This is a genomic window from Actinomadura keratinilytica (assembly GCF_039539665.1).
Lineage (GTDB): Bacteria > Actinomycetota > Actinomycetes > Streptosporangiales > Streptosporangiaceae > Spirillospora > Spirillospora keratinilytica.
In genome coordinates this window covers 1-22,537 of the sequence record NZ_BAABDO010000032.1, presented here as the reverse complement: position 1 = coordinate 22,537, position 22,537 = coordinate 1, and the positions used below count along the sequence as shown (strand labels likewise).

Genomic DNA, 22,537 nt, shown 5'->3' with positions numbered 1-22,537 from the left:
CGGCCCTCTTCGGGGTCAGGGGAGGGCGAGTTCGACGCCCTTGCGGTCGCTGGTGTAGCGGGCGTTCCACACGTACAGCTTCAGGTCGGACGGGTCGAGGTCGTCCTCGACCGGCAGGTCGGACGCCACGCGCACCACGTAGGACGCGCCCGCCGGTATGAGCGTGTCGGCGCCGTCCCGGACCGGCGGCTTGGAGCCTTCCAGCCGGGCCACGACCTTGCTGCTGTTCGGCAGCGTGCACATGGAGTCGGGGATGCCGGGCTGGGGCATGCACCGGTCGCGCGCGGAGGCGGGCACATCGGAACGCGGCATGAACAGGTCGGCGGGGTAGTCCAGGAGCACCGGGCGACGGCCGGTGTTGGTGATGACGTAGTCGGCGTAGGCGTAGGTGGATCCGGATGGCGGGGGCCGGCCGTCCCCGAAGGGAAGCGGATCGACCCCCGTCTTGATGGCCGCCAACCGGTATCCGTACCCCTCCGGCGTGGTGAAGGTCAGCGAGCGCCCGGTGGTGGGGGACGGCGTGGAGGCGGGCCCGCCCTCGCCGGCGAGGGAGGTGGAGCCGTCGCCGTCCCCGTCGGGCTGCAGGACGGCGATGCCGGCTGCCACCACCGCGATACCGGCCGCGCCCGTCAGCGCCCCCGCCAGGCCCACCCGGCCCGCGCTCCTCTTCTTGCGGTGGCTGCGTGGACGGTAGCTGTTGGCCATGGTCGTTCCCCGGGTCGACTCGCGCCTCTGGCGTCTCTGCGGGTACAGCAGTGCGCGCCGGTCTCAGGCCGACGCACTATACCGGACATATCGCTCACCACGGCGTACGTGCCGAACGGCGGAAACGGCTCAGATCGGGCGTTCCAGCAGGGAGGAGCGGTTCAGTCCGCGCAGCGACGCGTCCAGGATCTCGGCCGTGTGCGCGACGGCGATCCGGTCGCCCCGCCGGGCGAGCGCGTCGCGGATCTGCATCGCGCATCCGGGGTTGGCGGCGACCAGCAGCTCGGCCCCGGTGGCCTGCACGCCGGCCGCCTTCCGGTCGCCGAGCTCCGCGGCGGCCTCGGGCTGGAACAGGTTGTAGGTGCCCGCCGAGCCGCAGCAGATGTCCGGGTCGGCGATCTCCCGGACGGTCAGCTCGGGGATGCCCGCCAGCAGCGCGCGCGGCTGGGAGCGCACCCCCTGCGCGTGCGCCAGGTGGCATGCGTCGTGGTAGGCGACCGTGACGGGCAGCGGGTGCCGCCGTGCGCGCGGCCCCAGCTCCACCAGGTACTCGGTCAGGTCGCGCGTCTTGGCCGAGAGGGACTCGGCGCGTTTCGCCCACGCCGGGTCGTCGGCGAGCAGCTGCGCGTACTCCTTCATGGCCGACCCGCACCCGGCCGCGTTGACGACGATGACGTCCACGCCCTCGAACGCCTCCACGGTGCGGCGGGCGAACGCCCGCGCCTCCTCCTGCCTGCCCGCATGCAGCGACAGGGCGCCGCAGCAGCCCTGCCCCCGGGGGATGACCACGTCGCAGCCCTCCAGCGCCAGCACGCGCGCCGTGGCCGCGTTGACCCCCGGGAAGAACTCGCGTTGCACGCACCCGGTGAGCATGCCGACCGTCGCCCTGCGCTCCCCGCGCGCGGCGACGCGTTCGGGGAGCCTGGGCAGGGGCCTGCCTAGGGGCGGGGCGAGGCGTTCCATCGCCGCCAGCGAGGGCGAGACCCGCTCCAGCAGCCCGAGCAGTCCGCTGCGCCGCATCAGGCGGCGCAACCCCGTGCGCTGGTAGGCGCGCAGCGGACCGCGCAGCGCGCGCAGCCGACGCGGGTACGGGAACAGCCGGAACACCGCCTCCCGGGTCAGCCGTTCGACGACGGGGCGCGGGTGGTCCTGCTCCACCTCCGCCCGGGTCATCTCTATGAGCCGGTCGTACCGCACCCCCGACGGGCAGGCCGTCACGCACGCCATGCACCCCAGGCAGCGGTCGAAGTGCTCGACCATGGGCGCCGACAGCGGTGCCCCGTCCACGTGCTGCTGCATGAGGTGGATGCGGCCGCGGGGGGAGTCCATCTCCTCGCCCCACAGCACGTACGTGGGGCAGGTGGGCAGGCAGAACCCGCAGTGCACGCAGTCGCTGAGGAGCCGGGGCAGCTCCCCCTCCCGCGGGGCGGTCACGTCCGTGCCGGTGCCGGGGGCTTCGCCGGCGCCCGCGCCGTTCGCGGCAGCCGGGTCGTCCGGGGCCGCAGGGTCGTTCAGGGCGGTCATCAGATGCCTCCAGCGAAACGGCCGGGGGAGAGGCGGTGGTCGGGGTCGAACTGGTCCTTCACACGCCGCATCAGCGGCAGGGCCGGGACGGGGCCCCACATGTCGATAACCTCCCGTACCCCCTTGGGGGCGTAGCAGACGACCGCTCCGCCGTGCTGGGGGGCGAGCGCGCCCCGCAGTTCGGCGAGCACGCGTGCGACGTCCTCCGCGCCCATCGCACCCGGCAGGCCGACGTGCCCGTGCCCCGAGGCCGACCACACCGCCGCAGCCTCCGGCGGGAGGGCGCCGAGCAGATCCGTCAGCGACGCCGGGGGCGCGCTCACCTCGATGAGGGTCGTGCCGTCGGGATAGGCGCCCCAGCCGTCGGGAGCCTGCTCCGCGATGCTCGCCTGCGGGCCCAGCAGGTCAGCGACATGGGCGGCACGGGCGGCCACGCCCCCCGGTACGCCCTCGACCAGCACCCCCAGCGCGAGCCCCTCCCCGGGGGACGTCCAGCACTGCAGGGCACTGGGAACCACCGGGGAATGCAGGACCGCCTGCACGGCCTCGTGGGCGGCCCCCGCATCCGCCACGGGAGACGTCACATAGGCGCACGCGGACGGCAGCGGATGCAGGCGGAACGTGGCCTCCACGATCAGCCCCAGCGTGCCGTACGAGCCGCACAGCAGCCGCCCCAGGTCGTACCCGGCCACGTTCTTGACGACCTTGCCGCCCGACCGCGCCGTCCGCCCGTCGGCCCGCACGATCGTGATCCCGATGACCAGGTCGCGCGGCGCCCCGTACAGCAGCCGCAGCGGCCCGGCCGCCCCGGTCGCGATCGTCCCGCCGACCGTCGACCCCGCCAGCGGCACGTCCAGCGACAGCCGCTGCCCCCGCTCGGCGACCGCCTCGGCCAGCCGCCGCATCGGCAGCCCCGCCTGCGCGGTGACCACCAGGTCGCCCGCCGCGTGCTCCACCACCCGGTCCAGCCGCCGGGTGTCGACCAGCAGGTCGCAGCGGTGCGGCGGCAGGCCCCAGTCCAGCCGGGTCTCCCCGCCGCGCGGCACCACGGCCAGCCCGTGCTCGGCCGCCACGCGCATCACCTCGGCCGCCTCGGCGACGTCCGCCGGCGCCGCCACCCAGCGCGGCACGACGCCGAGCACGCCCTCCTCCGGCTCACCGGGCCGCACGTCCGCGCAGACCTTCGCCAGGGCGTCCACCGCCTGCATCAGAACTGCTCCGCCTTCCCCTGCGCGACGAGCGGATGCACGCCCCTGCGGACGCCCGGGACCTCCCCGCACAGCCGGGGCGTGGGGAACACCTTGCCCGGGTTGCACAGCCCCGCCGGGTCGAACCCGCACCGCACCATCTGCATCGTGTCCAGGTCGGTCTCGCTGAACATCCGCGGCATGTACCGCGCCTTGTCCACGCCCACCCCGTGCTCGCCGGTGATCGACCCGCCGTGCTCGATGCACAGGTCGAGGATCGCCCCCGACACCTCCTCGGCGCGCTCGGCCGCCCCCGGCACGGCGTCGTCGAACAGCACCAGCGGGTGCAGGTTGCCGTCCCCGGCGTGGAAGACGTTGGCGACCCGCACGCCCGTCTCGGCCGACAGCTCGTCGATGCGCGCCAGCACCTCGGGCAGCGCGGTGCGCGGGATCACGCCGTCCTGCACGATGTAGGCGGGGCTGATCCGGCCGACCGCCGCGAACGCCGACTTGCGGCCCGTCCAGATCAGCGCCCGCTCGGCGTCGTCGGCGGCGACCCGGATCTCGAACGCCCCCGCCTCCCGGCACAGCCGCTCCACCTCGGCGAACTGGTGCTCCACCTCGGCCGCCGGGCCGTCCAGCTCGACGATCAGCACCGCCCCCGCGCCCGGCGGGTAGCCGCAGCCCACCGCCGCCTCGGCCGCCTCGATCGACAACGCGTCCATCATCTCGATCGCGGCCGGCACCACCCCCGCCGCGATGATCGCCGACACCGCCGCGCCGCCCGCCTCGATCGTGTCGAACGCCGCCAGCAGCGTGCGCACCGTCTCCGGCAGCCGGGTCAGCCGCACCGTGATCTTGGTGGTGATGCCCAGCGTGCCCTCGGCGCCGACGAACGCGCCCAGCAGGTCGTAGCCGGGGCCGCCGGCGCGCAGCGTGGTGATCTCCCCGTCCGGGGTGACGATCTCGCAGGCCAGCACGTGGTGCGCGGTGAAGCCGTACTTCAGGCAGTGCGCGCCGCCGGAGTTCTCCGCCACGTTGCCGCCGACCGAGCAGATCTGCTGGCTGGACGGGTCGGGCGCGAAGTAGTAGCCGTACGGGCGCACCGCTTTGCTCACGTCCAGGTTGATCACCCCGGGCTCCACCACGGCCCGCCGGTTGGGGATGTCGATCTCCAGGATGCGGCGCATCCGGGCCGTCACGATCAGCACGCCGTCCGTGCGCGGCAGCGCCCCGCCCGACAGGCCCGTGCCCGACCCGCGCGCCACGTACGGCACGCCCGCCGCCACGCACGCCCGCACGATCCCGGCGATCTGCTCGGCGGACTCCGGCAGCACGACCAGCCCGGGCACGGCGCGGTGCGCGGTCAGCCCGTCGCACTCGTACGTGCGCAGCCGCACCGGGTCGGTGATCACGGCGTCCGCGCCGAGAAGTCCGGTGAACCGCTCCGCCAGCGCCCGAAGTGTCTGCTCCATCCTGTTCACCTTCCCTCCGGTGCCGCGTTCACCACAAGATCGCGCGAGGGCGGCGTTCGCCGGACATACCGGGGCAGGGTCGGGTAACTTCCCGGGCCATGCTCCCCGAGTTCCTGACCGCCGACCTCACCTTCCCCGAAGGCACCGTCCGCGAGCAGCTGGAGATCGCCCAGACGTTGGTGCCGGGGACGCTGCTGGCCGCCAGCGGGCTGGCCGACGAGCTGCGGGAATGCGCCGAGGAGGGGCTGTACCACTTCTGGGTGAACACCCTCCAGGACATCGGCGTCTGGGCCGAGGGGAACGGCCGCGACGCCGAACTGCCCCCGGAGTTCTGGGTCCGCGTCGCGCAGGCCGCGCACGGCATGGAGTTCCCCGAGTTCGTGCCCTACTGCCTGGGCAAGGCGCAGGGCTGGCCGCGCCGGGACCCCGCCGACGTCATGGCCGCGTTCGCGACGCTGCCGGAGGCCGACGGCCTGACCAGCGAGCTGCGCGCGGCCGGCGACCGGGTGGCCGGGCTGCTGGCCGACGACGACCCGGCGGCCGAGCCGCTGCTGGCCGCCGGCGATCTGGAGGGGCTGGCGCACCATCTGCGGTCCGGCGCCTACGACCGGCTCGGCGAGGAGCTGAGCGAGGTGTTCTCCGCCGCGTTCGACGAGGTGTTCGCGCTGGTGACGAGCAAGGGCTTCCCGTTCGAGCACCGCGCCCACGCGTGGGCGATCATCGGGGCGAATCCTTTCCGGGTGGTCCTGGACGAGGGGCTGGTGTCGCTCGCCCACGCCGAGGTGTGGTGGCGCGCGGGCTGACGGGCGCGGCGCGCCGGACCCGGTGCGGGCCCGGATCCGGCGCGCAGCGCCGGGTTGGTCACGGGAAGCGGGCGTACGCCGGGGTGGTCAGGAACTCGGCGTACTCGTCGGCCAGGGTGACCTCCTTGAACAGCGCCACCGCCTGCTCGTAGCGCGGCTCGTCGTAGGCCCCGCCCAGCTCCTTGCGGATCTTGGCGAGCTCCTCGTCCATGATCCGCTCCACCAGCTCGCGGGTGACCTTCTGCCCGTCGGCCAGCTCGACGCCGTGGCGCATCCACTGCCACACCTGCGACCGGGAGATCTCCGCGGTCGCCGCGTCCTCCATCAGGTTGTGGATCGCCACCGCGCCCGACCCGGCCAGCCAGGTCGCCAGGTAGCGCAGCGCCACGTCGATGTTGTTGCGCAGCCCCGCCTCGGTGATCTCGCCGGGCGTGGCGCTGAAGTTCAGCAGGTCGGCCGCCGACACGCGGACGTCCTCGCGCAGCCGGTCCAGCTGGTTGGGCCGGTCGCCGAGCACGCCGTCGAACACCTCGCGGCAGACCGGGACCAGGTCCGGGTGCGCCACCCAGGACCCGTCGAAGCCGTCGCCGGACTCGCGCGTCTTGTCGGCCCGCACCTTCTCCAGCGCGACCTTGTTGACCTCGGGGTCGCGGCGGGACGGGATGAACGCAGCCATGCCGCCGATGGCGTGCGCGCCGCGCTTGTGGCAGGTGCGCACCAGCAGCTCGGTGTAGGCGCGCATGAACGGCGCGGTCATGGTGATCGCGTTGCGCTCGGGCAGGACGAACTCGGCGCCCCGGTCGCGGAACTTCTTGATGATCGAGAACAGGTAGTCCCAGCGGCCCGCGTTCAGCCCGGCCGAGTGGTCGCGCAGCTCGTAGAGGATCTCCTCCATCTCGAACGCCGCCGGGATCGTCTCGATCAGCACGGTGGCGCGGATGGTGCCGCGCGGGATCTCCAGGATGTCCTGGGCCCGGTTGAAGACGTCGTTCCAGAGCCGCGCCTCCAGGTGGCTCTCCATCTTCGGCAGGTAGAAGTACGGGCCCCGGCCCTTGTCCAGCTGCCGCCGCGCGCAGTGGAACAGGTACAGCCCGAAGTCGAACAGCGACCCCGACATCGGCGCGCCGTCCACCAGGACGTGCTTCTCCTCCATGTGCCAGCCGCGCGGGCGGACCACGATCGTGGCCAGCTCCTCGTCGGGCTTGAGCGCGTACTTCTTGCCGCTGGAGGGGTCGGTGAAGTCGATCGTGCGGTCGAGGGCGTCGCGCAGGTTGAGCTGGCCCTCGATCATGTTCGTCCACAGCGGGGTGTTGGCGTCCTCGAAGTCGGCCAGCCACACCTTGGCGCCGGAGTTCAGCGCGTTGATCGTCATCTTCCGGTCGGTGGGACCGGTGATCTCGACCCGGCGGTCCTCCAGGCCGGGCGCGGGCGGGGCGACCCGCCACGTCTCGTCCGCCCGCACCGACGCCGTCTCGGGCAGGAAGTCCAGCGTCCCGCCCGCCGACAGCCGCCGCTGCCGCTCGGCGCGGGCCCGCAGCAGCTCCTCGCGCCGGGGTCCGAACTCGCGCTGCAGCGCGGCCAGCAGGCTCAGCGCCTCGGGCGTGAGGATCTCGTCGTATCGGTCGTGCAGAGGGCCGGTGACCTCGATGCCCTCCGGGCCGTCGGGTGCAGCCATCGTCCCGCCCTTCTTTCGTATCGTGAAAACTCACTTCTGTTACGTGGAGAAAGCTACTCGTCCGTGCTCGCGACGGTCAAAGGGGGGTGGCCGACGCGATCCGGTCGACACGCCCCCTACCCGCTCCGCGCCGCCGCCACCATCGGTCACCCTTCTGTTGCGAACTGTGAGGGCGTCGGTCGCTTTCGTCCGGTTGCCTGCGGGCGCGGCCGGGTAAGGCCCCGACAGGTGGGGACACCTGTGACGTGGGAATAATCGGATGACCCGGCGACCGCACCGTGAGACGATCGGCGGGAAGACACAGCCGCTCAGCGGCGTTCTACCGAGGACATATGACGCAACTCTTCTCTGAGGACCACGAGCCCCGGATCCCCGACGCGCTCCGCGACGAGCCGATGACCGGGGACCTCGACCTGGAGGACCGCCGGGCGCTGCGCCGCGTGGCGGGCCTGTCCACCGAACTCACCGACGTCACCGAGGTCGAGTACCGCGCCCTGCGGCTCGAACGCGTCGTGCTCATCGGCGTGTGGACCGACGGCACCGCCGAGGCGGCCGACAACTCGCTGCGCGAGCTGGCGCTGCTGGCCGAGACCGCCGGATCGCAGGTGCTGGAGGGCCTGATCCAGCGGCGCAGCCGCCCCGACCCGGCGACCTACATCGGCGCGGGCAAGGCCGCCGAACTGCGCGACGTGGTGGCCGCCACCGGCGCCGACACCGTGATCTGCGACGGCGAGCTGTCGCCCAGCCAGCTGCGGCACCTGGAGGAGACCGTCCAGGTCAAGGTCATCGACCGGACCGCGCTGATCCTGGACATCTTCGCCCAGCACGCCCGCAGCCGCGAGGGCAAGGCGCAGGTCGAGCTGGCCCAGCTCGAATACCTGCTGCCGCGCCTGCGCGGCTGGGGCGGCAACCTGTCCCGGCAGGTCGGCGGACGCGCCGCCGGCGGCGTCGGCATCGGCGGCCGCGGCCCCGGCGAGACCAAGATCGAGCTGGACCGGCGGCGCATCCGCGCCCGCATGGCCAAGCTGCGCCGCCAGATCGCCGACATGGCCAAGGCCCGCGACACCAAGCGCGGCGAGCGGCGCCGCAACGAGGTGCCCGCCGTGGCGATCGCCGGCTACACCAACGCGGGCAAGTCGTCGCTGCTCAACCGGCTCACCGGCGCCGGGGTGCTGGTGGAGGACGCGCTGTTCGCCACCCTGGACCCCACCGTCCGGCGCGCGCAGACGCCCGGCGGCCGCGCCTACACGCTGGCCGACACGGTCGGGTTCGTCCGGCACCTGCCGCACCAGCTGGTCGAGGCGTTCCGCTCCACCCTGGAGGAGGTCGTCGACGCCGACCTGATCCTGCACGTGGTGGACGGCTCCGACGCCGACCCCGAGGCGCAGATCGACGCGGTCCGCGAGGTGCTGCGCGAGATCGGCGCCGAGGGCATCCCGGAACTCGTCGTGATCAACAAGGCGGACGCCGCCGACGAGCTCGTGCTGGCCCGGCTGCAGCGCCGGGAACCGCACAGCGTGGTCGTCTCGGCCCGCACCGGCGCCGGCATCGCCGAGCTGCGCGCGGCCATCGAGGCCGACCTGCCCGGCCTGGAGCGCGAGCTGCGGGTCCTGGTGCCCTACGACCGCGGCGACCTGGTCGCCCGGGTGCACAGCCGCGGCGAGGTGCTCAAGCTCGAGCACCTGGCCGAGGGCACCGCCCTGCACGCCCGCGTCCCCGACGACCTGGCCGGCGAGCTGGAGCGCTTCCAGGACCTGGCCGCGACCACCTCCTGACGCAGGCCGCCCAGGTGCGCGGTGTCAGGGGGCGTCCCGTCCGACGCGGATGCGGGCGGCCTCGGCCGCCCGCCCGCAGTGGTCCGGCCCCGGGCGCGGCGATTACCCACAAAAGCAGTGGCTTGCGGGGGAAGATGCGGTAACGTTGCGCGACAGGGGACATTGGGGGCGCCCCTCCGGAATCCGCCCTTCGGAGCGGGCCGATTGCGGGCCCCGTGGTCGCCGAACGGTGACAGCTTCTCCAATCCGCTTGACGCCTCCGCCGTAACCCGTACGGTCGTATCACTAGGGGCGGGTGAGGCGTCGATGCGGTGCGCACAGGCATTCCATGGTGTATCGGGTGGCATGTGCAAGCTGTCCGGTTGCCGGACCTCGGTGAACCGTTCGCGCGTACGTCTCGCACTCTCCCCGGCCCGCCGCCGCCTTCCTGGAACCTCGGTCGAGACGCCCGCGTTGACGAGCCAGAGGTTGTCGGCCGGGCCGTCAGTGCACTACCGTGACGAAACCGATATCTACGGTCTCGTTGCTCATGGCGATCGAACGATCGCCCAACCCTCCAGCGGTGAGTCGCCGGCACCCAGTCGGCGTTTCGGATCGAGAGCAGGTGGCCCTCTTCATGGCGTCCCGTTCAGCGCCGAACGGCGCGATGTCCCATCCGGGTCGGTGACCCGATGACGGTACGGCTGTTGACGAACATCGGCAGGCTCTGGACGGGCACCGACGTCTGCAGCAACGCCGCCGTTCTCATCCACGACGACCGGATCGTCTGGGCAGGCCCGGCGGCCGACCTGCCGCAGAGCGTGCCCGGCGTCATCGACGACATCGTCGACGTCGACCACGTGGAGAACCTCGGCGGCGGACTGGTCACGCCCGGGCTGATCGACGCCCACTCGCACCCCGTCTACGCGGGCAACCGCTGGGCCGAGCTGGCCATGCGCACCAGCGGCTCGTCCCACTCGGCGATCGCCGCGGCGGGCGGCGGCGTCAACTCCACGGTCACCGTGACCCGCGGCACCGACCCGTGGACGCTGTGCAACGGCGTCCGCGAGCGGCTGCGCCAGTGGATCCTCGCGGGCACCACCACGGTCGAGGCCAAGACCGGCTACCACCTCACCCGCGACGGCGAGCTCGCCGACATCCGCATGCTGCGCTCGCTGGAGGGCGAGCCCGCCATGCCGCGCATCCACGCCACCTTCCTGGCCGCGCACATCCTGCCGCCGGAGTTCTTCGGCCGCCGCCGCGACTACATCGACGCCGTCCGGCTGTGGGCCGCCGACGCCGCCGCGGCGGGCGCCGACAGCATCGACGTGTACTGCGACGAGGGCCACTTCACCGCCGAGGAGGCCCGCGCCCTGCTGCTCACCGGCAAGCGCGCCGGGCTCAAGGCCCGCATGCACGCCTGCGCCAACGAACGCGTCGGCGCCGCGCAGGTCGCCGCCGAGGTCGGCTGCGCCTCCGCCGACCTGCTCACCCACGCCAACGACGACGACATCAAGGCCCTGGCGCACGCCGGGGTCACCGCCACCGTCTGCCCGGGCAGCGCGCTCAACAGCTCGCGGCCCCCGGCGCCGGTGCGCGCCATGCTCGACCGCGGCGTCACCGTCGCCCTCGGCACCGACCACAACCCCGGCCAGTGCGGCATCACCTCGATGCCGCTGGTCATCGGCCTGGCCGTGGCGATGTACGGGCTCAGCGTCACCGAGGCCCTGCGCGCCGCCACCCTCGGCGGCGCGGCCGCGCTGCGCGTCGGCGACCGCGGCTCCCTGGCCCCGGGCATGCTGGCCGACATCGTCCTGTGGGACGCCGACCACGAGGGCGCCTTCGCCTGGGCGTTCGGCCTGCGCGCCCTGCGCGTGTGGAGGGGCGGCGTCCCCGTCCAGTCCTGAACGGCGACCCGAGCCCGGCCGCACCGCGCGGCCGGGCGTCATCCGCGGGGGCGACGGACACGACACCGTTACAGGCGGACACCCTCGCGTCATCTCCCGAGGAGTAGCCTCGCCTCATGGCCAGCGCGGTTGCGGTCGTCACGGACTCCACTGCCCACCTTCCTGCGGGCCTCGCCGAACGCCACGGGATCACCGTCGTGCCGCTGCAGGTCGTCATCGGCGGCACGGTACGGGACGAGGGGCAGATCACCAGCGACGAGGCGGCGCAGGCCCTCCGGCAGTGGCATCCCGTCACCACCTCCCGCCCGTCGCCCGAACGCTTCGCGCACGCGTTCAAGGCCGCCGCGGGAGGCGGTGCGCGCGCCGTCGTCTCCGTGCACCTTTCGGCGGCCATGTCCGGCACCGTGGAGGCCGCCAGGCTCGCCGCCGAGGACGCCCCGGTGCCCGTCCGCGTCGTCGACACCGGCGTCATCGGCCTCGGCCTGGGCTTCGCCGCCCTGTCGGCGGCCGCGGCCGCCCGACGCGGCGCCGACGCCGACGAGGTCGCGGCCGCCGCCGAGCAGCGCGCCCGCCTGTCCCGCTCCCTGATCTACGTCGACACCCTCGAACACCTCCGCCGCGGCGGCCGCATCGGCGCCGCCGCCACACTGCTCGGCTCGGCCCTCATGGTGAAGCCGCTGCTGAGCATCGTCGACGGCCGCATCGCCCCGCTGGAGAAGGTCCGCACCTCCTCCCGGGCGATCGCCCGGATGGAGGAACTCGCCGGCGACTTCGCCGGCGACCGCCCCGTCGACCTCGGCGTCCAGCACCTGGCCGCCGCCGCCCGCGCCGAAACCCTCGCCCGCCGCCTGCGCGACCGGATCCCCCAGGTCAAGGACGTCTACGTCGGCGAGGTCGGCCCCGTCATCGGCGCCCACGCCGGCCCCGGCATGCTCGGCGTCGTCGTGGCCCCGCACCTGTGAGCCGAGTTATCCACAATCTCCGCGAGGTCTGTGGCGGCCCCGTCCACCCCGCCTAACGTCGAGCCTCGTGAGACACCTTGCAGCCCCGCCTTCGGCCTACATCCGCTCCGTTCCCACCGACCCCCGCCGGCCGTCGGCGGCTCCCCGCAGAGCCGCCCCGCGCTCCGTCACCCCACGCCCGCCCACCGCCCCGACATCCGCCGGGCGCCTGATCGCCCTGCCACCGAAGCACCACACCGCCCCTCCGCACGTGACACACCAGCCGGACGACACGCCCCAACCCGCAGAAACACCCGTCATCCCGCCACCCAAAGCACCCCCACGCACGGACAAAGCACGGCGACCGAACGCCCCCCTGCCTGCGCGCACCACGCAGACACCCCAACGAAGGCGGACACATGCAGGCGCAGTGTCAACGCTTCCGTCGCCCGAGTCGCGCCTGCGCTTGAGCGTGGCACGGCGCGTGGACGAGCCCTCGGATGGCGGCGAGCACCGTGCACCGGACGGGCAAGGCATTGTGCGTGTCGCCCGGAAACCGGGGCGTTGGCTGGCACGTGCGGGCGCGGTGTCAGCGCTCCCGTCATCCAAGACACGCCTGCACTTGCGCGTGGTGCGGGGTGTGGACGAGCCCTCGGACAATTGCGGGCGCCACACCCCCAACCGTCAGGAGACTCAGACGCCGCAGCGTAGGTCGGCACGTGCGGACGCGGTGTCAGCGGTCCCGTCACCCGAGTCGCGCCCGCGCGCAGGTGTGGTGGGGCGTGTGAATGGGCCCGGGGACGGGGGTGTCCGCCGTGAACGTCGTGCAGTCGGTGGAGAGGGCCCCGTGGGTGCCGCTCAGCAGCCGCAGCGTCGGTCGGCGCGTACGGGGGCGCCGCCGGAGGCGGGCGGGCTCGGTCGTCAAACGCGTCCGGTGCGCGGTGGACGGGGCGACGAGGGGGTTCGTCGCGCGCCGGGGCGCGGAGAGACGCAAACAGGTCATGCGGGCGTGCACGGAGGGGGCGCCGAACCGGTGCGGGCGGACGAAACCGCAGGCGGACGGGCAGAGGCACGAGGCCTCGGGGTGCTGGGTGCGGTGCGTCCCGGCCCCGGATCGGAACCGCCTCGCCCACCGGGCGACGGGACCCCGGGAAGGCGCGGACGCGTCGCCGACGTGCTGGTGCGGCTGGATCCCGGGGCGGGAGGCGTGCGGGCGCTGGCCATCGTGGCCCTGGTCGCGGCGCTGGTGGCCGCCGGTTACCTGTGGCTGGCGCGACCGCGTCCCGTCGCCGAGGTCGGAGGGCGGCCGACACTGCTCGCCGGCTCGTCGGCGCCCGCCCCCGCGGGCGGCCAGGGCGCACCGGTCATGGTGCACGTGTACGGCAAGGTCAGGCGGCCCGGCGTGGTCACCCTGCCCGCCGGGTCGCGGGTGGCGGACGCCATCAAGGCGGCCGGGGGAGTGCGGCCGGGAGCCGGTACGGGCGCCCTCAATCTCGCCCGAAAGGTGGTGGACGGCGAGCAGATTCCGGTCGGTGTGCGAGCACCGTCCGCCGCCTCCGCACCGGACGCGACACCCGCCGGGACGGCCGGGCCGTCCGCCGCCGGTGCGCAGCTCGACCTCAACACGGCCAGCGTCGAACAGCTCGACCAGCTCCCCGGAGTGGGGCCCGTGCTCGCCCAGCGCATCGTGGACTACCGCACTCGGCACGGCGGGTTCCGCTCCGTGGAGCAGCTCCAAGAGGTCTCGGGCATCGGCGAGCGGCGGTTCGCCGACCTCAAAAATCTGGTGCGCGTATGAAGGACCATGACCTGCGGCTGGTCGCCCCGGCCGCGGCCGCCTGGCTCGCCGCGGCGGTCGCGCTGGGAACGGGACGGGCCGTCGCGTACGGCATCGCCGGTGCCGCCGTGGTCGCGGTCGCGTTCGTCGCCCGCCGCCGCAGCGCCGCACGCCGCTGGTGCACGCTGGCATTGACGTGCGCCGCGGCGTCGGCCGCCGGGGTGGGGCTCCGGGCCACGGCCGTCCAGTCCGGCCCGGTGCGCGACCTCGCCGACGCGGGAGGCCGCGCGGCGGTCGAGGCGGTGGTGACCGCGGACCCGCGGCAGGTCGCCGGGCGGCGGTTCGCCCTGATACGGATGCGGGCCGAGACCGTTGACGCCGGCGGGCGCAGGACGAGGGTGCGCGTCCCGATCCTGGCGGTCGCCGCCGATCGGCGCTGGATCGGGCTGCTGCCCAGCCAGCGGGTGCGCTTCACCGGCCGGTTCGCCCCGCCGAGGCGGGCCGAACTGCTCGCCGCCGTGGTCGTGGTGCGCGGCCCGCCGGACGTGCTGGGGCCCGCCTCGACCGTCCAGCGGGCCGCCGAGCACGTGCGCGCCAGGTTGCGTCTGGCCGTGGCCCGGCTGCCGCCCGACCAGCGCGGCGTCCTGCCCGGCATGGTCGTGGGCGACACCTCCCGGCTCGACCCCCGGCTCACCGAGGACTTCCGGACCGCCGGGCTCACCCACCTGCTCGTGGTGTCCGGCGCGAACCTGGCGATCGTCGTCGGCGCGGTCCTGGGCCTGTGCCGGCTGGCCGGGCTGGGACGGCGGCGGGCGCCGTTCGTCGCCGCACTGGCCGTCCCGGTGTTCGTGGTGGTCGCCCGTCCGGAGCCCAGCGTGTTGCGGGCGACCGTCATGGGGCTGATCAGCCTGCTGGCGATGTTCACCGGACGGCGCCGGCAGGGGGTGCCCGCGCTCTGTGCCGCGGTGCTGCTCCTGGTGCTGATCGACCCGACGCTCGCCCGCTCCTACGGGTTCGCGCTGTCCGTGCTGGCCACCGCCGGCCTGCTCGTTCTGGCGCCGCCGTGGCGGGAACGGCTGCGGCGCCGGGTCCCGGGGCCGCTGGCCGACGCCCTGGCCGTCGCGGCGGCCGCGCAGATCGCCGTCGCCCCCGTCCTGGTGATGCTGTCCGGAGAGGTGGGCGTGGTGGCCGTCCTGGCGAACCTGCTCGCCGCACCGGCCGTGCCGCCCGCCACGCTCCTCGGCGCCGCCGCAACCGTGATCGCGCTGCTCTGGCCCGCGGCGGCCCAGGTCGTGGTGTGGCCTGCCGGGCTGGCGGTCGGCTGGATCGTGTGGGTGGCCCGCACGGCGGCCGGCCTCCCGTACGCCACCATCCCGTGGCGCGGCGGCGGGCTCGGCGCGCTGGCGCTGCTCGCCGCCGGCGGCTGCGCCGTGCTGATCCTGAGGTACCGCCGCGCCCGGCTCGTCGCCGCGGCGGCCATGGCGGGCACGCTCGTCGCGGTCGCCGGCCTGCGGATCCTGTCTCCGGGCTGGCCGCCGCCGGGCTGGATGATGGTGGCCTGCGACGTCGGGCAGGGCGACGCCCTGGTGCTGTCGACCGCGCCCGGACAGGCCGTCGTGGTGGACACCGGCCCAGAGCCCCGCCCGGTGGACGCCTGCCTCGACCGCCTCGGCATACGCGACGTCCCCCTGCTCGTCCTCACCCACCCGCACGCCGATCACGTGGACGGCATCGCCGGCGTCCGCGACGGACGAAGCCTGCACACGGTGCTGACCACACCCCTCGGCACCGCCGAGGAGGCCCTTCCGGCCCTCGGGCCAGCCGGCCGCACACGGTGCGCCGATCTCGGTGACGCCCGGCCCTCTCCCGCGCGGCCGCGATGTGGGGCGGTGGCGCGTCCCGCGCCGGCCGGGCAGCGCTGGCGGATCGGCGAACTGACCTTGTCGGTCCTGGGGCCCGCGGTGACCGGGCCCCGGCTGACCCGCCGCGACGACGGGACGACCATCAACAACGCCAGCGTCGTGCTGCTCGCCCGGCGCCCGGGATTCAGCGCACTGCTCGCCGGAGACGTCGAACCCGAGGCGCAGCGCAGCCTGCTGGGCGTCGTGCCGCCGGTGCAGGTGCTGAAGGTGCCGCACCACGGGTCCCGCAAACAGGAGCCGCGGTTCCTGGCCGCGACACACGCGAAGATCTCCATCATCTCGGTCGGACGCGACAACGACTACGGCCACCCGTCCACCGCCACCATGGACACGCTCCGCCGTCTGGGCATGCGCATCCACCGCACCGACGAGGACGGAGACATCGCCGTCGTACGTACCGCAGCGGCCCTGGCCGTCGTCACCCGCCGCTGACCCGCCCCGCCTGCGTCGTGCATGCTGTGTTTTTTGGGCCTGTTGCTGTTCCTCGGTGTAGGCGCCGGTTCGCGTGATCGTGTGGTGAGTACTGAGGCGGGCATCTGTTGCTGATTCCGGCCCGGGTGACAGGTTTGCTTCGTTCATCGAGGTCGGTGGGCGCCTGCCTGACTGCGCGGGCGGCGGAGGTGGCGATCTCGCTGGGGGCTGTGTTCCTTCGTCACCGGTGCCCTCCTAGAGGGTGTCCGGCGGATCATGGTGGGTCCGTAGCAATGCGGTGGCCAGAGTGCTCCGGCGCGGTGGTGACAGGCCGACCCTGGCGTGAGGTGGCGATGTCCCGCGTCACTCGGGGGCGAACGATGCGCTATTCGACCACCTTGCGGTGTCGACCGGGGCGGCTGCCGCCGGAGGAGGGCAAGTGGCCATCAAGATCCATTGGACACGACCGTGGGCGTGTCCGGTGGATCATGGTGGGGTCGCAACGGTGCGGCGGTCCCGGCCCGGCGGTGCGCGCTTGGCGTGGCGGGTGCGCTGCCGCGTCGTCGCTGAGCCGGTTGGTGATGTTGCGGCGTTGGCGGGGTGGTCGCACAGGCGGCGGGTGACCTGGATCCGCCGGATAGGGCCTCGAGGCGGGCTCGAAGTGTGCGGCTGGTGGGAGGGCAAGAGGGTGGGGTTTCGGGGTGGGGGTTGTGATGAGTGGCTTGGGGACGGCTGGGGCGTGGCATGCTGCTGGGGTGTCGGGTGAAGCCCTGAATCTGATCGTCGGAGACGAAGAACTGCTCGTGGAGCGGGCGGTCGCGGAGATCGTGGCGGAGGCGCGGGCCGCCGATCCGGAGGTCGAGGTGATCGACCTGGTGCCGGGCGGGCTGGAGCCGGGGCGGCTGGCGGAGCTGACCTCGCCGTCGCTGTTCGGAGGCGGCAAGGTGCTGGTGCTGCGGTCCGCACAGGACCTCGGCAAGGACCTGACCGCCGAGGTGCTCGCCTACGCCGAGCAGCCCGCCGACGACGTCGTGCTGGTGGTCGTCCACCATGGCGGGGCCAAGGGCAAGGCGCTGGTGGACGGGCTCACCAAGCTCAAGGCCCGCAAGATCGCCCGGCCGAAGATCACCAAGATGGCGGACCGGGTCGCGTTCGTCCGCGAGGAGATCCGCCGGTCGGGCGGCAAGGTGTCGCAGGACGCGGCGCGGTCGCTCATCGATGCGGTCGGCAACGACCTGCGGGAACTGGCCGCGGCGTGCAGTCAGCTCGTCGCCGACACCGGCGGCCGGGTGGACGACGCGGCCGTCGCGCGCTACTACCGGGGCCGCGCCGAGGTCAGCGGGTTCACCGTGGCCGACAAGGCGATCGAGGGGCAGCTCGCCGACGCGCTGGAGCAGCTGCGGTGGGCGCTGGCGACCGGCGTCGCGCCGGTGCTGATCGTCAGCGCGCTCGCGCAGGGCGTGCGGGGGCTGGCCAAGGTCGGCGGGGCGCCGCGGGGGGCGCGGGGGGCGGCGCTGGCCAAGGAGCTCGGCATGCCCCCGTGGAAGATCGAACGCGTGCAGCGGCAGCTGCGCGGCTGGTCCGGCAACGGTGTCGCGCGTGCGCTGAGCGTGGTCGCCGAGGCCGACGCGCAGGTCAAGGGCGGTGCCGCCGATCCGGCCTACGCGCTGGAGAAGGCGGTGGGAGAGATCGTCGCCGCACGGGCGCTGCGCTGACCCGGGGTCAGTCGCCGAAGCACAGGTACTGGGGCGGGACGCTCTCGACCAGCCAGACGTTGTTGGGGGTCACCCGGAACAGGTGGCCGTCAGCGGCCATGCGGCCGGAGGCCACGGTGAGGACGACGGGGCGGCCGCGGCGGGAGCCGACGCGCTCGGCGGTCCGGCGGTCGGGGGACAGGTGGACGGCGTGGCGCCTCATGCGGCGCAGGCCCTCGCGGCGGATGGCGGCCACGAACCGGGACGTGGTGCCGTGGTAGAGGAACGGCGGCGGGGGCGTGACGGGAAGGCCGAGATCGACGTCGACCGAGTGGCCCTGGTTGGCGCGGATGCGCCGACCGGTCTCGTCGAAGGCGTAGCGGCGCTTGTCGTTGACGGCCACCACGTGGTCGAGCTCGTCGCGCGAGACGGGAAAGCCGTGCCGGGCGGCGGCCGACAGCAGCTCCTCGACGTCCACCCAGCCGTGCGGATCCAGGGTGATGCCGATGTCCTGGGGGCGGTGCCGCAGATGCCGGGCCAGATACTTGGAGATCGTCACGGTGCGGCGTTCGTCCATGGGGCCGCAGTAACGCCGGACGCCGCGGCCCCACCGGGCCGCGGCGTCGACCGGACGAGCGCGAAGGTCACTCGGCGGCGGCCGCCTGCAGCTGGGCGGCCCGCTTGGCGATCGCCGACTTGCGGTTGGCGGCCTGGTTCTTGTGGATGACGCCCTTGCTGACGGCCTTGTCCAGCTTGCGGGCGGCGTGCCGCTGCAGCGCGATCGCCTGCTCGACGTCACCCGCCTCCGCGGCCTCGCGGAACTTGCGGATCGCCGTCTTCAGCTCGGACTTGACGGCCTTGTTGCGCAGGCGGCGCTTCTCGTTCTGCTTGTTCCGCTTGATCTGGGACTTGATGTTAGCCACGTCGTAGTGCCTCAGCTAGGTTGCGATCCTTCGCCTGCCCACATATACGGACAGGCTCCGACGAAAGGTTTGGGACGGGGGCGACGGTGCCCCAGGGCACGACGCTACGCCACACGCAGTCGCACAGCCTATCAATCACCGACGTCCCGCCAAAACCGAGCGGCGCCCCGTGCACCGAGCACGCCGCGCGGCATGGGACCATGGGATGCGGCAGGATCTGCCGCATCCATGTCCACCAGTGAGTTTGCGAACGGACGCCGGTGCCTGAGCCGAACAAGACCGATCCCGCGATCATCCGGAACTTCTGCATCATCGCGCACATCGACCACGGCAAGTCGACGCTCGCCGACCGCATGCTGCAGCTGACCGGCGTGGTCGAGGAGCGCCAGATGCGCGCCCAGTACCTGGACCGCATGGACATCGAGCGCGAGCGGGGCATCACGATCAAGAGCCAGGCGGTCCGGCTGCCGTGGACGGGGCCGGACGGCCGCGACTACGTGCTCAACCTCATCGACACGCCGGGCCACGTCGATTTCTCCTACGAGGTGTCCCGGTCGCTGGCGGCGTGCGAGGGCGCGGTGCTGCTGGTGGACGCGGCGCAGGGCATCGAGGCGCAGACGCTGGCCAACCTGTACCTGGCGCTGGAGGCCGACCTGCACCTGATCCCGGTGCTCAACAAGATCGACCTGCCCGCGGCGCAGCCCGACCGGTACGCCGAGGAGCTGGCCGGGATCATCGGCTGCGACCCGTCCGAGGTGCTGCGGGTCAGCGGCAAGACCGGCGAGGGCGTGCCCGAGCTGCTCAACCGGATCGTCGAGACGGTCCCGGCGCCGGAGGGCGACGCCGACGGGCCGGCCCGGGCGCTGATCTTCGACTCGGTGTACGACACCTACCGCGGCGTGGTGACGTACGTGCGGATCGTCGACGGGCACCTGTCGCGCCGCGAGAAGAGCCTGATGATGTCCACGGGGGCGGCGCACGAGACCCTGGAGGTCGGGGTGATCTCGCCCGAGCCCAAGCCGGTGGAGGGGCTCGGCGTCGGCGAGGTCGGCTACCTGATCACCGGGGTGAAGGACGTCCGGCAGGCGCGGGTCGGCGACACCGTCACCGGGGCGTCGAATCCGGCGCCCGAGCCGCTGGGCGGCTACCAGGACCCCAAGCCCATGGTGTTCTCCGGCCTGTATCCGGTGGACGGCGACCAGTACCCCGAGCTGCGCGACGCCCTGGACAAGCTGCGGCTCAACGACGCCGCGCTGATCTACGAGCCGGAGACCTCGGCCGCGCTGGGCTTCGGCTTCCGCTGCGGCTTCCTCGGCCTGCTGCACATGGAGATCGTCCGGGAGCGGCTGGAGCGCGAGTTCGACCTGTCGCTGATCGCCACCGCGCCCAACGTGGTCTACCGGGTGGTGATGGAGAACGGCGCCGAGCACGTGGTCACCAACCCCAGCGAGTTCCCCGAGGGAAAGATCGGCGCGGTGTACGAGCCGGTGGTGCGGGCGACGATCCTGTCCCCGAGCGACCACATCGGCGCGATCATGGAGCTGTGCCAGGGCCGGCGCGGCGTCCTGCAGGGCATGGACTACCTGTCGGAGAACCGGGTCGAGATCCGCTACACGCTGCCCCTCGCCGAGATCATCTTCGACTTCTTCGACCAGCTCAAGTCGCGCACCCGCGGCTACGCCTCGCTGGACTACGAGCCCAGCGGCGAGCAGGAGGCCGACCTGGTGAAGGTGGACATCCTGCTGCAGGGCGAGTCGGTGGACGCCTTCAGCCAGATCGTGCACCGCGACAAGGCCCGCGAGTACGGGCTGATGATGACCGGCAAGCTCAAGGAGCTCATTCCGCGGCAGCAGTTCGAGGTGCCCATCCAGGCCGCGATCGGCGCCCGCATCATCGCCCGCGAGAACATCCGCGCCATCCGCAAGGACGTGCTCGCCAAGTGCTACGGCGGCGACATCTCCCGCAAGCGCAAGCTGCTGGAGAAGCAGAAGGAAGGCAAGAAGCGGATGAAGACGATCGGCCGCGTCGACGTCCCGCAGGAGGCCTTCGTCGCCGCCCTGTCCACCGGCGAGTCGTCGGACAAGGGCAAGAAGTAGCGCGCCGCCCGCCCGAACCTCCCGGGCCCGCGGGTCGACGGGAGGTAGGGCGTTGTTGCGGAAATGGTAAAGCGGTGGTGACGCAGTGTTCATGCGGGAACACTGTGTGTCGTGACCCATACGTTGTTGCATCAGGTTCTGGTCTCCGACCTGGTGGTGCCGATCGGGCTCGCGGAGACCGAGGACCAGGAGTCGCTCACGGGGTTCGGCGCCCGGCTGGCCGACGACACCTGGCTGCGGTCCGACCTGATGGTCTTCCGCAAGGAGCAGGCCAGGGACGACCTGTGGTACATCGACGGCGGGCCGCTGCTGGCCGTCGAGGTCGCCTCGGACGCCTCGCGCGCGGCCGACCTCGGCCCGAAGAAGGCGATGTACGAGCGCTTCGGGGTGCCGTCGTACTGGGTGGTCGACCTCAAGGGCGACGAGCCCGAGGTCGAGGTGTTCGAGCTCGGCTGCGACGGCCGGTACGCCGAGGCGGCCCGCGTGACCCGGGGCCGGTCCCGCACGCTCACCCGGCCGTTCCCGATCGAACTCGCCCCCGACGTCATCTTCGACCGGCTGCCGCGCCGGTCCGCTGCGAGGAGGACAGCCACCGTGCCCGACCAGCCGCACCGCATCGGCCCGGATCTGCCGCACTGCGAGGAGCCCATCCTCATCGACGCCTTCGGGCACCGCTGGCCCACGGGCGCCGAGAAGGTGGAGCTGTGGGACGGCTGCCCGGTGTTCTACGGGGAGTGGGACGAACGCGACGTCGAGATCGCCCAGCGCGCCTATCCGGGGCGCGTCATCCGGCTGGACCAGCCGCCTGGCGAGCCCGGCACCATGACCGTCCTGCCCGGCCCCGGCGACCCGGCGCACTGAACGGCGCCCGCGGCCGCGACCGGCGCGGCCGCGGGCCACCCGGATCGTCCGCAGTGCTCCGGTCTTCCGGCCGGGGGCGGAGAGGCTGAACGCCTGCGGAGCGACCGCAGGCCCCGCCGCCCGGCGCGGCGGGCGGCGGGGCCTGGTGGAACAGGAGGCCGCATCCGCGGCACAGGCCGAATCCCCGGCCTTCGAGGCCGGGGAGCACGTCACTTGAACAGCGGCCAGGCGATGATGGACGGCACGCGGCGGAACTCGCCGCGGTTGGCGGCGCGCGCCGCGTACACCAGGAAGACGAAGGTGACCAGGCTGAACACCAGCGGCACCCAGATCAGCACCTCGACCAGCAGCGACAGCAGCGCCCCGACGACCCACACGGCGACCGCCGCGACGCCCATGTTGAGCCCCTGCGCGGCGTGCCACCGGACGAACGGCGAGCGGCCCCTGCCGACGTAGACGACCAGCGGCGCGATCACACTGACCACGAACTGGCCCACATAGGCCATCAGCGCCCACGTCATGTCGTCGTGGCCGGAGGGGCCCTGGGGGTGGCCGCGGTGGCCCGGCGCCGCGGCGGGCGGGAGGGGCTGGTGACCGTAGCCGGGGGACGGCGGAGGCCCGTAGGCCATGGCGGGAGTCCTCTCGAATGCCTGTTGTGTGGCGAACCGTGCGACTCCTATGACGCTCCGGAACCCGGCCCGGTTCACGGCCGCGGCCCGTCGGGTGCGCAGAGCCCGGAGCCGGCGGCGTTGTGCCGAAGCCGGCCGGGCGGCGTTCCGGCGGCGCACGGCATCGGCCGCGGGCCGCCACCGGAACCGTCCGGGCCGCCTGACGGCAGGGGCGGCGCCCGGCCGAGCCGCCGCCGTCGTGCGGCGCCGGCCG

The 22,537-nt window shown here is 73.4% G+C and carries 17 protein-coding genes; 9 read left to right on the top strand and 8 right to left on the bottom strand.

Translation table 11 applies throughout. The annotated features are described in order from the left end of the window. Positions 1-15: 15 nt before the first annotated feature. From ABD879_RS13415 to ABD879_RS13400, 4 genes are all read right to left on the bottom strand, one after another. Positions 16-705 (bottom strand): hypothetical protein, encoded by a 690-nt coding sequence (locus ABD879_RS13415; protein ID WP_345021153.1) that lies wholly within the window; start codon positions 703-705, stop codon positions 16-18. A 129-nt stretch (positions 706-834) separates the two neighbouring features. Continuing rightward, complete coding sequence (locus tag ABD879_RS13410; protein ID WP_345021151.1) at positions 835-2,229, bottom strand: (Fe-S)-binding protein; 1,395 nt, start codon at positions 2,227-2,229, stop codon at positions 835-837. Next, on the bottom strand, positions 2,229-3,437 hold the full coding sequence (locus tag ABD879_RS13405; RefSeq protein ID WP_345021148.1) for an FAD-binding oxidoreductase: 1,209 nt from the start codon (positions 3,435-3,437) through the stop codon (positions 2,229-2,231). The genes ABD879_RS13410 and ABD879_RS13405 overlap by 1 nt, the downstream gene beginning before the upstream one ends. Then, positions 3,437-4,891 carry an FAD-linked oxidase C-terminal domain-containing protein gene (locus ABD879_RS13400; protein ID WP_345021146.1) on the bottom strand — a complete coding sequence of 485 codons (1,455 nt, stop codon included), beginning with the start codon at positions 4,889-4,891 and terminating at the stop codon, positions 3,437-3,439. The genes ABD879_RS13405 and ABD879_RS13400 overlap by 1 nt, the downstream gene beginning before the upstream one ends. A 98-nt stretch (positions 4,892-4,989) precedes the next feature. On the opposite strand from ABD879_RS13400, the gene ABD879_RS13395 reads away from it, so the two are divergent. Next, the gene (locus ABD879_RS13395; protein ID WP_345021143.1) at positions 4,990-5,694 is read left to right on the top strand and encodes a hypothetical protein; all 705 of its coding nucleotides are present in this window, start codon (positions 4,990-4,992) and stop codon (positions 5,692-5,694) included. A gap of 58 nt (positions 5,695-5,752) precedes the next feature. Here the strand turns inward: ABD879_RS13395 and aceB are convergent, their stop codons facing one another. Beyond that, entirely contained in the window at positions 5,753-7,369 is a 1,617-nt protein-coding gene (gene aceB, locus ABD879_RS13390) for a malate synthase A (protein WP_345021141.1), read from the bottom strand. Positions 7,370-7,701: 332 nt separating this feature from the next. Between aceB and hflX the strand changes: the two genes are divergently transcribed. From hflX to holA, 6 genes are all read left to right on the top strand, one after another. Then, positions 7,702-9,144, top strand: coding sequence for a GTPase HflX (hflX, locus tag ABD879_RS13385; protein WP_378272170.1), 1,443 nt, complete (start codon positions 7,702-7,704; stop codon positions 9,142-9,144). Positions 9,145-9,815: 671 nt separating this feature from the next. Further along, on the top strand, positions 9,816-11,030 hold the full coding sequence (hutI, locus tag ABD879_RS13380) for an imidazolonepropionase (protein ID WP_345021139.1): 1,215 nt from the start codon (positions 9,816-9,818) through the stop codon (positions 11,028-11,030). Positions 11,031-11,146: 116 nt separating this feature from the next. Beyond that, a complete protein-coding gene (locus tag ABD879_RS13375; protein WP_345021137.1) occupies positions 11,147-11,992 on the top strand; it encodes a DegV family protein in 846 nt (281 codons plus the stop codon). Between the two features lie 1,153 nt (positions 11,993-13,145). Beyond that, positions 13,146-13,769, top strand: coding sequence for a ComEA family DNA-binding protein (locus ABD879_RS13370; RefSeq protein ID WP_345021135.1), 624 nt, complete (start codon positions 13,146-13,148; stop codon positions 13,767-13,769). Beyond that, positions 13,766-16,102, top strand: coding sequence for a ComEC/Rec2 family competence protein (locus ABD879_RS13365; protein ID WP_345021133.1), 2,337 nt, complete (start codon positions 13,766-13,768; stop codon positions 16,100-16,102). Before ABD879_RS13370 ends, ABD879_RS13365 begins: the two co-directional genes overlap by 4 nt. A 734-nt stretch (positions 16,103-16,836) precedes the next feature. After that, a complete protein-coding gene (gene holA, locus ABD879_RS13360; protein ID WP_345021131.1) occupies positions 16,837-17,796 on the top strand; it encodes a DNA polymerase III subunit delta in 960 nt (319 codons plus the stop codon). A 7-nt stretch (positions 17,797-17,803) separates the two neighbouring features. Here holA and ABD879_RS13355 read toward each other — a convergent pair whose 3' ends face one another. Both ABD879_RS13355 and rpsT read right to left on the bottom strand, forming a co-directional pair. Next, positions 17,804-18,352 carry an RNA 2'-phosphotransferase gene (locus ABD879_RS13355; RefSeq protein ID WP_345021128.1) on the bottom strand — a complete coding sequence of 183 codons (549 nt, stop codon included), beginning with the start codon at positions 18,350-18,352 and terminating at the stop codon, positions 17,804-17,806. Between the two features lie 67 nt (positions 18,353-18,419). Then, entirely contained in the window at positions 18,420-18,698 is a 279-nt protein-coding gene (rpsT, locus tag ABD879_RS13350) for a 30S ribosomal protein S20 (protein ID WP_345021126.1), read from the bottom strand. A 260-nt stretch (positions 18,699-18,958) separates the two neighbouring features. On the opposite strand from rpsT, the gene lepA reads away from it, so the two are divergent. Together lepA and ABD879_RS13340 are read left to right on the top strand one after the other, a co-directional pair. After that, the gene (lepA, locus tag ABD879_RS13345; RefSeq protein ID WP_345021124.1) at positions 18,959-20,794 is read left to right on the top strand and encodes a translation elongation factor 4; all 1,836 of its coding nucleotides are present in this window, start codon (positions 18,959-18,961) and stop codon (positions 20,792-20,794) included. A 123-nt stretch (positions 20,795-20,917) separates the two neighbouring features. Next, entirely contained in the window at positions 20,918-21,655 is a 738-nt protein-coding gene (locus ABD879_RS13340) for a Uma2 family endonuclease (protein WP_345021122.1), read from the top strand. A 209-nt stretch (positions 21,656-21,864) separates the two neighbouring features. Here ABD879_RS13340 and ABD879_RS13335 read toward each other — a convergent pair whose 3' ends face one another. Then, positions 21,865-22,284, bottom strand: coding sequence for a DUF4870 domain-containing protein (locus ABD879_RS13335; protein WP_345021120.1), 420 nt, complete (start codon positions 22,282-22,284; stop codon positions 21,865-21,867). Positions 22,285-22,537 lie beyond the last annotated feature (253 nt).

What these genes read in the sequence shown, in the direction of transcription:
- ABD879_RS13415 (WP_345021153.1), bottom strand. Translation starts at nt 705, where the DNA reads ATGGCCAACAGCTACCGTCCACGCAGCCACCGCAAGAAGAGGAGCGCG.
- ABD879_RS13410 (WP_345021151.1), bottom strand. Translation starts at nt 2,229, where the DNA reads ATGACCGCCCTGAACGACCCTGCGGCCCCGGACGACCCGGCTGCCGCG.
- ABD879_RS13405 (WP_345021148.1), bottom strand. Translation starts at nt 3,437, where the DNA reads ATGCAGGCGGTGGACGCCCTGGCGAAGGTCTGCGCGGACGTGCGGCCC.
- ABD879_RS13400 (WP_345021146.1), bottom strand. Translation starts at nt 4,891, where the DNA reads ATGGAGCAGACACTTCGGGCGCTGGCGGAGCGGTTCACCGGACTTCTC.
- ABD879_RS13395 (WP_345021143.1), top strand. Translation starts at nt 4,990, where the DNA reads ATGCTCCCCGAGTTCCTGACCGCCGACCTCACCTTCCCCGAAGGCACC.
- aceB (WP_345021141.1), bottom strand. Translation starts at nt 7,369, where the DNA reads ATGGCTGCACCCGACGGCCCGGAGGGCATCGAGGTCACCGGCCCTCTG.
- hflX (WP_378272170.1), top strand. Translation starts at nt 7,702, where the DNA reads ATGACGCAACTCTTCTCTGAGGACCACGAGCCCCGGATCCCCGACGCG.
- hutI (WP_345021139.1), top strand. Translation starts at nt 9,816, where the DNA reads ATGACGGTACGGCTGTTGACGAACATCGGCAGGCTCTGGACGGGCACC.
- ABD879_RS13375 (WP_345021137.1), top strand. Translation starts at nt 11,147, where the DNA reads ATGGCCAGCGCGGTTGCGGTCGTCACGGACTCCACTGCCCACCTTCCT.
- ABD879_RS13365 (WP_345021133.1), top strand. Translation starts at nt 13,766, where the DNA reads ATGAAGGACCATGACCTGCGGCTGGTCGCCCCGGCCGCGGCCGCCTGG.
- ABD879_RS13355 (WP_345021128.1), bottom strand. Translation starts at nt 18,352, where the DNA reads ATGGACGAACGCCGCACCGTGACGATCTCCAAGTATCTGGCCCGGCAT.
- ABD879_RS13335 (WP_345021120.1), bottom strand. Translation starts at nt 22,284, where the DNA reads ATGGCCTACGGGCCTCCGCCGTCCCCCGGCTACGGTCACCAGCCCCTC.